Genomic DNA, 11,268 nt, shown 5'->3' on the forward strand with positions numbered 1-11,268 from the left:
GCTCAGTTGCCCAGAGCGTTGATCTGATCCAGAACGCCTTCGGGCCATGAGCCAGCGAACTCGCTGTCCAGATACATAGACTGTACCTGATCGCGGAACGCTGCCAGATCGGGTTCGTAGATCTCCATCCCCTGCTCTTTCAGGAAGCTGACGAGATCCTCTTCTTTCTGAAGCTGTTTCTGGCGACCGGATTCAGCCGCTGCATCCGCAGCTTCCTGAACCTTGGCCTGCTGCTCGGGTGTCAATCCATCCCAAACTTCTTTGCCGATGGCGATATAGTTCAAGTCAACCAAGTGCGATGTCAGGATGATCTGATTGGTCACTTCGTAGAATTTGGCATCAACCACGGTCGGCAACGGGTTGTCCTGACCGTCAACGGCACCAGTCGACAGAGCTGTGTAAACTTCTGAGAACGCCATTGGTGTCGGGGCGGCACCCAGCGCTTTGCCAAGGAACTGCCACGCATCTGTGCCGGGCATCCGCAGGTTCACGCCTTCCAAGTCGGCTGGCGTAGATACCGTCAACTCATCCTTGGGTTGGCGCAGATTCACCTGACGACGGCCCAGATACATGACCGACAGCAGTTTGACGCCTAGTTCTTCTTCGGCCTTTTGCTTGAAGGCATCCATCAAGGGATCGTTGAAGACAGCCACCTGATGCGCGGCGTCCTGGTGGACATAGCCTGCTGTAAAGATCGAAAACTCGGGGAAGAACTGTGCCAGTTCCTGCGCCGAGGTGATCGACATCTCCAGATTGCCGCGACTGATAGCGTCCAGCTCAGTGCCTTGAGCGAAGATGGTTCCGTTATAGCTAGGCTCGTAGCTTGCGAAATCAGCGACCATGGGCGCGAAAACCTCGGCCATGGCGACCGAGCGCTGATCGGTCTCCGATCCTGATGTTGCGAGGCGAAGTTGCACTTTGTCTTCCGCCAGCGCACCACTTGTTGCGCTAAACAGAACACCGGTTGCGACCAGGGCTGATACAGCAGCCCGGCGGGTAAGTTTGGTAATCACTTTGCTCCTCCCTGAGACATCATGATGCTTCTTTTTTGCGATTCAGAGTTTTGACCTATTTTGGACATTTTGCAAGATGTTTTACAAAATATCTGATATTTTAGACTGCCGTCATACCCACCATTGGTGTTTTTTGTAAGTTTTTGATCCTGACCGTATCACCTGTTCTGCAGGAATTCTGAATAGCTTCAATAACTTGAAGTGTTCTGAAACCTTCCCATCCAGACACAATCGGTTCTGCTTCGTGCCGAGCTACTTCAACAAAGTGCCTAAGCTGATTGACCAGGGGGTCAGACGCACCCTTCTTCAGCGCGGTTGATGAGATTGGCGTCCACCAGTCCCTTTGCTCACCTTGGTAACTCCACAATCGAAGATCGGGAACGGACAACGAACCATGAGAGCCACCTATCATGTAGCTACTCTCAGTGGTCGACGGATAGATTGGATATTCCTGAGAAGTCATCTCCCAGCTCCATGGAGCAACGATGCTATCGGACACACTTATGGTCCCTATCGCCCCGCTTTCGAACGTCAACAGAGCACCTGCAACATCTTCGTTGTCGTAACCCCGCTGCGATGCAGCCGACTGAGCCTGAACTGTCACGACTTCTCCGGCCAAATACCGCAGCAGATCCACATCGTGGACAAGATTGACCGAGATGGGCCCTGCACCGGGTTTCTTTCTCCAGGGCGCAGCATCAAAATACTCGTCTGGCTTATAGAACCAGCAATTCGCATGGACAGCGCGCACATCTCCAATCTTCCCATCGACAATGGCTTCCTTAGCCGACCGGATCAGAGGATTGTGCCGACGATGATGTCCGACCATCAGTGGCACATTGGCCTTCTCCGCTGCTTGAACAAGCTCAAGTGCAGCAGTGGCTTCCACGGCGATCGGCTTTTCGACAAGAACAGGACAACCATGTCGAACACACGTGAGGCCTTGTTCGACATGAAGCGTGGTCGGGGTCGCAAGAACAGCTCCGTCCGGCGCCTGATTTGCAAACATTTCCTCAAGGGTCTCGTAACATGCGACCCCGTGCTCAACGGCATAAGCACGACCTTCATCGCTGGGGTCCGCCACCGCGACGAGATCGACATGGCGCAACGCTCGGATCGCGTCTGCGTGGCGGCGTCCAACAAGACCAATGCCGACAATGGCAATGCGAAAGTTCTTAGACACTTTGCTTCCTTCCGGAGGGTCCGGAAAATCCCGAAACCGATGATTGCGATCGGGCTGCTGCCCAACTTTGCAACGACCGTATTGGGGTTTTCGCGATTCCGCAATAATGTATGATATTTTTATTTTTACCATACATCAGTTTGGATTGCTGATGTCTCTTAAAAATGCTAATTGAACGAGGAAACTGATAATATCGGGTGAAACGCATGGCAAAACAGCCGTCTACGATAGGTGCAAGCACCTATCAGCGCATCAAGCGGGACATCATCTTCGGGGAGTTGCAGCCCGGCTCCAAACTGAAGCTGGACGCCTTGAAGGAACGCTACTCGGCAAGCCTTTCGACACTTCGTGAAACGCTGAACAGGCTCGCCAGCGACGGATTTGTCGAAGCTCCCGAGCAACGGGGTTTCCTGGTCACGCCGGTTTCACGAGAAGACCTGACCGAGGTATCAGAGCTGCGAGTCCTGTTGGAATGCCACGCGTTGGAGTTGTCCATTGCGAATGGCGACACGGATTGGGAAGGCAACCTTGTTGCCGCACACCACAAGCTGCACCTGATGGAACAGCAGCTTCTCAAGGGCGACGAGTCCGAGAAAGAAACCTGGAAACGATATGATTGGGAGTTTCACCAAGCGATGATCGCGGCCTGCAACTCCAAAAACCTTCTGTCTCTGCACTCGATCATCTACGACAAGTATCTGCGGTATCAGATGTTAGTGCTGACCTATCGCGGCGAAGAGGCTGTCAAGGAGCACAAGGGCATGTTCGATGCCGCGCTGGCCAGAGACGCCGAGACGGCCAAGAAACTGTTGGAAGATCACATCCGAAACGGTCTCACCCACACCTTAGAGGCGATGTAGGCCAACCGCTTCGCTATATACCGCGAAGTCATCCGACAAGAACGCTGTAAACTCCCAAAAAATTCATCTCAATCGCAAAGCTATGGAAAGGGTCCTGTCAGAGACAGTTCTAACCAGTCTCCGCTAGGCCAGTATAGCTGCCCTTTATGCCGCACCAAGTTCGCGCAATTCGGCGAGAGCAGTCGTGCGCGTCAACTTGAAGGTATCTCTGCTAGCGAGCGATCTTTCCTGGTTGAAGTAGTTGTGGATGAAGGAATGGACGGAGACGGATTTCTGCGAACTTCGAATCCGCCAGAAACGCAGCATGGCGCGTTCTCTTCGTTGGAGTGGCAGTTGCGAATTCTCGACACGTTTGTTGAGCCACCTGCCCATCTTTTGCTTTTCCATTACATCAATTTTCCTTAATGCCGCCCGATAGGAAATGAAGCGATCCGTGATCATCTCGTTCGATGCTCCGTACATTTTCATCAGTTTCCTGTGCAATTTTTTGCCGCCGACTTGTCTGGACGTTTGGCGACAACGGCTTCAAGCACTTCGCTTTCATGACCTACAGCGCGCCACAATTAATGCCGCTTGCCATTCACCTTTACGAAGATTTCATCTACATGCCGCTTCGATTTTGAGTACGCCAGCGATTGCTGGACTCGTTTCCTCCCGATTTCTAATGCGAATTACAGGCCGAAACGGTTCAACCAATACTGAACTGTCTCTGGGCGGACTTCGATGCCATGCTCTTGCAACAGGTCTAATATATTTCAAAGCGATAGCGGGAACCGAAAGTAAAGCATCACTACCAGACGAATGACCTGTCGACTGGTTTGAAGTACTTGAATGGCGATTGTTCAATCATGCGCGAAGACTACGAAAATCACTAACCCGCCTCAACCCAAGTTCTTTTGCCAAAAGTTACCAGTCATTTATCTTTTTCATAAACAATAAATGGCGTTCTATTGGCCACTTTGTCGTACAGAACTCGACCGGGATAGTTGAATTCTTGAGTTGTCCAGTAGGTGGTTGGAACACCGTGCTGCTTAGCGATCTGAAAAACAGATTCGATCAGAGCTCGTCCAACACCTTTTCCCCTAACCTGCGGATCAGCGAAAAGATCCATAAGGTAACACGTATCCTCTACCGACCACATGAACCTATGATATAGATAGTGCGCTAATCCAACCGGTTTTCCTTCTAACTCAGCGATGAGGCAATTGTATTCACCTGCATCCGTTGACAACAACCTGTTGAATGAAACCTCATAGACTTCTTCTGAAACAGAGGTCTCGTAGAAATCCAAATATGCCGTCCATAAGCGGCGCCACTCTTCGTTATCTTTCAATTCGAGGGGGCGGATAACTAAGCCTTCCGGCATGGGTGATTCCTCCAGCGTTTCTTTGATTGCCTACAACGGAGATCGCGAAGTTCGGTCAAATGGGCTGCTGCCCGACGTCCACACGATCATGTTTAAGTGGAATGTCCTCATCCACGGCTTCGTCCATTTCCTGGGCGTATCGATGACCTGCATAAACTGCTGCTGCTATAATCGCCGGCGCATCACAATCTCCTATTCGACGAAGACTGAATGGCAAGTCCTCAGGGCTCATCCGGCCGAGCAACCCCCTGTAAAGGCTATCATTTGGCTTGCGAGCAGTAACCATAACAATGTTGGCAACGGGTACGGTCACACTTGGCCCGCCATAAGTGCACTCTAACTCCGCGATTTCGCCATCAAACTGTTTAAGCGATTTTGACGGCAGGACCTCGACACCTAGGCGAAGCAAGTGCGTTCGGATGCGCCAACGTTCGGACGTTTTCCCCGCCCAATCAGAAACACTATCAGACGGTGTCACCAACGAGACGGCGTGTCCCTGCGCTCGTATCTTCTCCGCAATGACGCTGGCCATGTAATAGCCATCCCCATCAAAAACGAGCGTCGGTCCATCGAGAAGCTTTCCATCCATTATGTCATCAGGGGTGAAAACTCGACTTAGGGCGACTCCTTCAGCGACCTGGACGAAACGTTCTTCGTCAAAATACTCCTTTCGCCAAGTCGCGCCGGTTGCAATCGCAACGTGGTCAGCCTCAACGGCCAAGATATCGTCAACTGTCAGCGGACTTTCACGGAAGATTTCGACGTTGGGCAACTCAATCAATTGCTGCTCGCGATAGTTTTTGACGCGAATGTACTCGCTCATGCCAGGCAGAGCTGCTTCGCGCGACACCCTGCCACCCAATTCACGAGAAGCTTCTGCCAATAGGACGTCATACCCACGCACACCAAGCGCCCGTGCAGCTTCCAGTCCGGCGGCCCCGGCTCCGACGATCAGAACCCGCGCGTCAGAAGATTTCATTCGAATGTTTTCAGGGTGCCAGCCTTTGCGCCACTCCTCCCCCATTGTCGGGTTCTGAGTGCATCGAATAGGTACTCCGATCGTGTCGCTGGCGTAACAGACATTGCATCCGATACACTCGCGGATCGCAGACAAGCGTCCTTCCTCGATCTTTTTTGGAAGGTAAGGATCAGCAATCGACGGGCGCGCTGCACCAACGAAATCAGTTACCCCCCGCCTTACTTGCGAGACCATTGTATCCGGTGACGTAAAGCGACCAACGGTTACCACAGGCTTATCCGTCACAGACTTGGCCCAATGCATGTAGGGTTCAAGTGCGGCTTCTTTGGTAAAACGGGAAACACCCATCTCAACCGAGTAATCTGCGATGTTGATATCCCACAAATCTGGTAAATCAGAGAGCATCTCAAACATCTCTCGTCGTTCACCATAGATTGGCTGGCCATCCTCGCCGATCTCTTCGTCAGCCGAGAACCGAACGGCCACGGCGCACCGGTCCCCAACGGCGTCTTTGGTTTCTTGAATCAACTCGCGGGTGAGACGCACCCTGTTCTCCAAGTTGCCGCCATATTCGTCACCGCGCGTGTTCACGCGTGGATGCAAAAAATTCGAGATCAGGTATCCGTGCGTTGCGTAAACATAGACAATGTCAAATCCAGCGTCTCGTGCCCTCAACGCGGCCTTTCGATGCCAGCGGCGTAGGTCCCGGATGTCCTGCCTGTCCATTGCGCGGGTCTGAAAAGGGTGCCCTTTCGTATTGGGACGGCTGTCCACATCCATGCTAGGCAACCGGGAAAACAAGTTGTTGGAGTTGGCGCCTCCGTACCAAAGCTCCGCACCCGCCAGGCTACCGTATTCGTGCACCGCGTCCGTCATCAGTGTGTGCGCCCGAACATCACTGTCATCCCAAAGCGACGCATAAGGGTGCGGTAGGTCGTCAGACGACGGGTGGATCGAGTTATACTCTGTGCATATGACGCCCCACCCTCCTTGCGCCTTCACTTTTCGCATAGCAGCAAGAGTACGAGGGTATTGCCAGCCCATGCCCGTACAGTGTGGCACCTGATAGAACCGGTTTGGCGCAGTAACTGGACCGATTTGAACCGGTTCGAAAAGGATATCGTAGCGAGGGTCCCTATCCATTTTTGATCCTTGGTTGGCTGCGCCATGCGCTGGTTGATCTTGTCTGGAATGTCCGGTTGAAAGCCGCTCTGTTTCAACCACCGTTTTTGAACGCGGGCATTTGAAAGTGATCCGGGTAGACCTTGGCAAGAAAGGCGGCGATGTGATCACGGGCCACGAAACGTTGAAAATTCTCGGGATAGGTCAAAAGTTCCAACCAGATGCCGTCGTAAAGCGCTTCCAAAATATTGGCGACTTGCCTTGGCGGCATGTCTTCATACCCACCTTGCTCTGCAATCTCGCAACACAGTCGCAGTGCAATGTCGTAACGCTCCTGATCGATATCATTGATCAGACTGCGGTAAACTTTGCGCCGTCCTGCTTCTCCGAAAAACGCAAACCAAACGGCTAGCTTTTTTGGCGTGCAAATCTGAGGGTGAAAGTGCGCATCGACGATCGCCAATAGTTTTTCAGGCGCTGACAATCCTGCATTGTCAAAGGCTTCCAACCACTGTTCGTGGTGCTCCTTTGCTAGAAACAGCAACGTCTCTTCCAGCAAGTTCTGCTTACTTTTGAAGTGGAAGTTGACGATGCCCAGTGACAAACCTGCAATCTCGGTCACTGTGGACATGGTCGTTCCACCAATTCCGTTTTCGGCAATCGCGTCGATTGTCGCATCGATCAGTTGTTGACGCCTCACTTCCTTGGACTCGGTACGCCGCCGTACCTCAGGGTTTGTTTTTTCGATTGGCGATTGTTTCACCCGAATGCATCCCATCTACTAAAGCACTTCATAGGTCTTGCCTGAACCCAACAGCCGTTCTTTTTCAGCGCGTGGACAATTGACATCTAAGAGATAAATGCCATTGATTGAACAATCATTCAATGAAAAAGGGGAAGTGAATTGAAAATACCCGGACGCACGCAATCGTAGAACTAGAGTTCAAACCAAAAAGTGAAAACCGGATCGTGCACCAAAGAAATAACCCTGCGATGCAAAGCCCCCAAAGGCTCAATTCGATCATCAATGGCCGCCCAGGCCGTATCGGCCTGCGATTGATCCCTGAACTCTATAACAGCCATAAGCGTGTGGTTGCGCAGCTCGTCAGTATCGTAACCACTAGCGGGGATGCGTCTGCACAAAGGCGTCCCTTCCACGGCCAGATCTGTCTTGATCAAGTGTTCGACAAACGCGCTCCACGCCTGCTCGAACGCGTCTAGCTCGACGGTTGGTTTCAATTCGAATTGGTTCAATAGTCTGGGCATTTGTCACATACTATCCGGCAAGTATCACGTGCCAAACCTACGCAGTTCCCCCCACAAGGCAAGCGCGAGGCCACTAGATGATCCGAAACGAAAACCCAGTCATTGCAAATAGCGTGTGGTCAGCAACAGCAGGCTATTCGTCAGAATGTCAGCAACTCGTTGGCGAACAGCACTCTGACGTTACCGTGATTGGCGCCGGGTTCACCGGACTCTCGGCTGCACTTCATCTGGCCGAGCAAGGCGTCAGTGTTGCTGTGATCGATGCCCAACATCCGGGCTGGGGAGCTTCTGGACGCAATGGCGGTCAAATCAATGTAGGCCTAAAGGACGGGCCGACGGGCATCAAAACCAAATTTGGTGACATCTGGGGAACCAGAATGATCCGAATGGCTGGTGACGCCGCCGATCTTGTTTTCGACTTAATCACTCGGCACGGGATTGAGTGCGACGCAAAACGTCCTGGCTGGCTGCGTGCAGCGCATACTCACAAAACACTCAGTGAATTACACAAACTAGCCGAGGATTGGGACAACCACGGCGGGAGTATGGTACAGCTTGATAAAAACGAAATGCAGCGACTGACCGGGACCGGAGCTTACCTTGGCGGCGTTCTGGATCGCCGCGGCGGTGTTTTGCACCCGCTGAATTATGCACTTGGGCTGGCCGAAGCTGGTCGCCGCAATGGCGTGCAAATCTTCGGTGGAACGCCCGCCAAACAGATTTTGTCAGAGGCCGGTCGCTTTCGTGTTGAAACTCCCAAAGGAACTGTCATCTCAGATAAAGTGCTAATTTGCACTAACGCCTATTCCGGAGATTTACATCCGCGCTTGGCTCAGTCAGTTTTGCCCGTTCGGTCAGTTCAGGTTGCTACCTCACCTTTGTCCGACAATAAACGCCAAACAATTCTGCCAGAAGGCAACGCTTTGTCAGACGCCCGACGCCTACTTCTGTACTTCAGGCAAGACGCGGAAGGTCGCTTTCTGATGGGAGGTCGCGGCACCTACAACGACAATTCCACTCTCAAACAAATTGAGCATTTGAAACGCATCTCTGTTGAGCTTTTCCCCCAATTGTCCGGAGTTCAGTGGGAATACGAATGGGGTGGCTTTGTTGCTTTGACAAAAGATCACTATCCACACCTACACGAGCTCGCTCCGGGGATTATGACAGGTTTGGGATACAATGGGCGCGGCGTTGCCATCGCAACGGCAATGGGGCGCGTCCTCGCCAAATGGGCGACTGGAACCAAATCAGACGAGCTGGAATTTCCTGTCACCCCCCTCAGACCACTGCCTTTCTCCTTTGCGAAGGAGACTCTGGTCGAAGCAGAAATCCTGCGCTTGAAACTCTTAGACAAGTTGGGCCTTTAGAAGGCCAGCAAACAGCGCCGCCTAGTGGTTTTGGGAGAAGAAGCGATAGGTCAACGCGATAGCGGCCAATGAGAGACCTGAGCCGTATCCGATCCAAACTCCGTTGGGACCGAACCCAAGCCAAAAGCCCAGCGCATATCCAAGCGGCAAAGCAAAGACCCAATAGGCAATCAGGGTAATGGCGACAGGAACATGATTGTCCATCATGCCCCGAAATGCGCCTAGCATTGTCCCCTGCACACCATCTGCAATCTGCATTGCTGCAATCACAAGGAACATCGATATCGCGAGAGAAACGACCTCTGGGTCATCTGACAGGCTATTTGCCAAAGGGGCACGGCCAAACAAAATACCAGTGACGACCACGGTCATCCATCCAACGACGACCAACAGCGACGCTAAAACGATCGGCATCAACCTTTCTCTTTGTTCGGCACCAATTGCTTGAGCTACGCGTATAGAAATCGCAATCGAAACGCCTAATGGCACCATGTAAATGACGTCGCTGACTGCCGAAACGATTTGATGGGCGGCGAGCGCGGCGGCGCTGAACCAACCAAGCATAAGGCCGGCAACTGCGTAAGCGGCCCCCTCCCCCAGATAACCAACGGATATAATGAAGCCTTCTTTGATCTGCGCTTTGACCTCGGACCTGTCGAAACTCGCGGCCCTCAGAAGGCCTCTCTTTCTTTTCCATACTCGTATAATCACGAGCGCCATGATCAACGGCACTATCTGAGACAACAGACTTGCAATCCCGGCGCCAACAAGACCCAGACCTGGCCAGCCACCAACTCCGTGGATCAAAACATAGTTCGAAGGGATGTTGAAACCGACCGCAAGAAACGCAAGACCAACCCCAATCCACGGACGGTTCATGGCGTCAAAAAGAGCCTTCAGAGTATAGAAAACCGTAAAGGGCACCAAAAGAAGGCTCATCGCGATCCAGTAGCCGCCAATTAGACTGATCACCTCAGGCGGTTGTCCAATCCAAGAAAGGCCGGGCTTAAGGCAGATCATTGCAACAGCGCCAACGGCTCCAACGATCAAGGAAACAAGTATTCCGGCGCTTGTTGCTACTGCCAGCCCTCGTTCGCTCGTTTTCCCGAAGGCTTCAGCCATCCGCACACCAATAGCGGATACAAATCCGTAAAGCGCCGAATAGAAGATGATCAGCACTGAGGCTGTGACTGAGACCGCCGCCAGAGGAAGCGTTCCCAATGGGGCCACCATCACAGTATCAACGACACCAATCAAAGCGGCTGCAGCAAGAGAAATGACTATCGGAAGAGCAAGTCGCGCAAGGTAACTCGCCTCGTTAAAGATAGCGCCCCAGGATGGCCGAGGCTGCTGCGATATCCGCACTCGCGTCATAGTGTTGGGCCTTTCAGTCGAAATTGACTAAGCCGCATCTCCAAGTAATTCTGGAACCAAACGAACAAGGCATCCCCAGGCAGCCTGTTCCGCCTGCTTTCGGCTCAGGCCTTCCGGAGCGAGATGCAATCGTTGCCAATAGCCATCCGTCAATGTCTCCATCCATTCAGCCATTTGATCTGCTGAAATAGCGTCGTCTGCTGAGAGCAGCTCATTCCAGATCAATCTCAAAGTCTCTCTTCGACGTGTCTCGAAATGCTCGGCAACTTCATCATACTGCAGTTGAAACCGAAGCTCGCCCCAGAATGCATACCAAAGGGGCAAGACATCCGGACCACACGCATCAGGGTGGAAGTCAGCTTTTATTAACGCCCTTATTTTTTCGGCGGGCTTGTCCCCTGCTCGCTCTAAAGAAGCTGTCCAGTGCTCTTCGTAGCGCTGGTATAGGTCACGCAAAGTTTCGGTCAGAAGACCCAGCTTTGACTTGAAGTAAAACGCTGCGACACCCTGAGAAAGCTCAGCCTCAGACGCGACTGTTGCAAGCGTCGTTTTTGCCAATCCATGCGTCAATATAGAGCGGCAAGCCGCGTCCAGCAGCTGCCGGCGACGACGATCTGCGTTCTCCTTCCGCTCTTTGCGAGGACGTTTCCGCTCTGCTTCGACCAATTGCAGATCCTCCTATGATTGCAGCCATCTACAGCGCGCAAAAAAGATGCGTCAATAGCTTGAAATTTA

General features: G+C 52.5%; 10 protein-coding genes and 1 pseudogene. 2 read left to right on the forward strand and 9 right to left on the reverse strand.

Annotation, left to right across the window (positions count from 1 at the left end; translation table 11 throughout):
• Nucleotides 1-2: 2 nt before the first annotated feature.
• Together dctP and GOV53_RS04510 are read right to left on the reverse strand one after the other, a co-directional pair.
• Nucleotides 3-1,013, reverse strand: coding sequence for a TRAP transporter substrate-binding protein DctP (gene dctP, locus GOV53_RS04505; protein ID WP_170429695.1), 1,011 nt, complete (start codon nt 1,011-1,013; stop codon nt 3-5).
• A 100-nt stretch (nt 1,014-1,113) separates the two neighbouring features.
• Entirely contained in the window at nt 1,114-2,196 is a 1,083-nt protein-coding gene (locus GOV53_RS04510) for a Gfo/Idh/MocA family protein (protein ID WP_170464477.1), read from the reverse strand.
• Nucleotides 2,197-2,402: 206 nt separating this feature from the next.
• Here GOV53_RS04510 and GOV53_RS04515 point away from each other — a divergent pair, with 206 nt between their 5' ends.
• Complete coding sequence (locus GOV53_RS04515) at nt 2,403-3,056, forward strand: GntR family transcriptional regulator (RefSeq protein WP_170464478.1); 654 nt, start codon at nt 2,403-2,405, stop codon at nt 3,054-3,056.
• Between the two features lie 144 nt (nt 3,057-3,200).
• On the opposite strand, the pseudogene GOV53_RS04520 reads toward GOV53_RS04515, so the two are convergent.
• The 5 genes and pseudogenes from GOV53_RS04520 to GOV53_RS04540 form a co-directional block, all read right to left on the reverse strand.
• Nucleotides 3,201-3,906 (reverse strand): annotated as a pseudogene (locus GOV53_RS04520) (IS6 family transposase).
• 63 nt (nt 3,907-3,969) lie between these two features.
• On the reverse strand, nt 3,970-4,422 hold the full coding sequence (locus GOV53_RS04525) for a GNAT family N-acetyltransferase (RefSeq protein WP_170464479.1): 453 nt from the start codon (nt 4,420-4,422) through the stop codon (nt 3,970-3,972).
• A 55-nt stretch (nt 4,423-4,477) separates the two neighbouring features.
• Entirely contained in the window at nt 4,478-6,544 is a 2,067-nt protein-coding gene (locus GOV53_RS04530) for an FAD-dependent oxidoreductase (protein WP_170464480.1), read from the reverse strand.
• 73 nt (nt 6,545-6,617) lie between these two features.
• The gene (locus tag GOV53_RS04535; protein WP_367648750.1) at nt 6,618-7,286 is read right to left on the reverse strand and encodes a TetR/AcrR family transcriptional regulator; all 669 of its coding nucleotides are present in this window, start codon (nt 7,284-7,286) and stop codon (nt 6,618-6,620) included.
• Between the two features lie 173 nt (nt 7,287-7,459).
• Nucleotides 7,460-7,789: a DUF6614 family protein gene (locus GOV53_RS04540; RefSeq protein ID WP_170464482.1), complete on the reverse strand. Its 330-nt coding sequence runs from the start codon at nt 7,787-7,789 to the stop codon at nt 7,460-7,462.
• 77 nt (nt 7,790-7,866) lie between these two features.
• Between GOV53_RS04540 and GOV53_RS04545 the strand changes: the two genes are divergently transcribed.
• The gene (locus GOV53_RS04545; RefSeq protein WP_170464483.1) at nt 7,867-9,159 is read left to right on the forward strand and encodes an NAD(P)/FAD-dependent oxidoreductase; all 1,293 of its coding nucleotides are present in this window, start codon (nt 7,867-7,869) and stop codon (nt 9,157-9,159) included.
• Nucleotides 9,160-9,180: 21 nt separating this feature from the next.
• Here the strand turns inward: GOV53_RS04545 and GOV53_RS04550 are convergent, their stop codons facing one another.
• Together GOV53_RS04550 and GOV53_RS04555 are read right to left on the reverse strand one after the other, a co-directional pair.
• On the reverse strand, nt 9,181-10,533 hold the full coding sequence (locus GOV53_RS04550; RefSeq protein ID WP_170464484.1) for an MATE family efflux transporter: 1,353 nt from the start codon (nt 10,531-10,533) through the stop codon (nt 9,181-9,183).
• A 27-nt stretch (nt 10,534-10,560) separates the two neighbouring features.
• The gene (locus GOV53_RS04555; protein WP_170464485.1) at nt 10,561-11,199 is read right to left on the reverse strand and encodes a TetR family transcriptional regulator C-terminal domain-containing protein; all 639 of its coding nucleotides are present in this window, start codon (nt 11,197-11,199) and stop codon (nt 10,561-10,563) included.
• Between the last annotated feature and the right edge of the window lie 69 nt (nt 11,200-11,268).

Origin of the sequence: Ruegeria arenilitoris, from assembly GCF_013035315.1 — a bacterium.
Lineage (GTDB): Bacteria > Pseudomonadota > Alphaproteobacteria > Rhodobacterales > Rhodobacteraceae > Ruegeria > Ruegeria arenilitoris_D.

What these genes read in the sequence shown, in the direction of transcription:
- GOV53_RS04515 (WP_170464478.1), top strand. Translation starts at nt 2,403, where the DNA reads ATGGCAAAACAGCCGTCTACGATAGGTGCAAGCACCTATCAGCGCATC.
- GOV53_RS04525 (WP_170464479.1), bottom strand. Translation starts at nt 4,422, where the DNA reads ATGCCGGAAGGCTTAGTTATCCGCCCCCTCGAATTGAAAGATAACGAA.
- GOV53_RS04530 (WP_170464480.1), bottom strand. Translation starts at nt 6,544, where the DNA reads ATGGATAGGGACCCTCGCTACGATATCCTTTTCGAACCGGTTCAAATC.
- GOV53_RS04540 (WP_170464482.1), bottom strand. Translation starts at nt 7,789, where the DNA reads ATGCCCAGACTATTGAACCAATTCGAATTGAAACCAACCGTCGAGCTA.
- GOV53_RS04545 (WP_170464483.1), top strand. Translation starts at nt 7,867, where the DNA reads ATGATCCGAAACGAAAACCCAGTCATTGCAAATAGCGTGTGGTCAGCA.
- GOV53_RS04550 (WP_170464484.1), bottom strand. Translation starts at nt 10,533, where the DNA reads ATGACGCGAGTGCGGATATCGCAGCAGCCTCGGCCATCCTGGGGCGCT.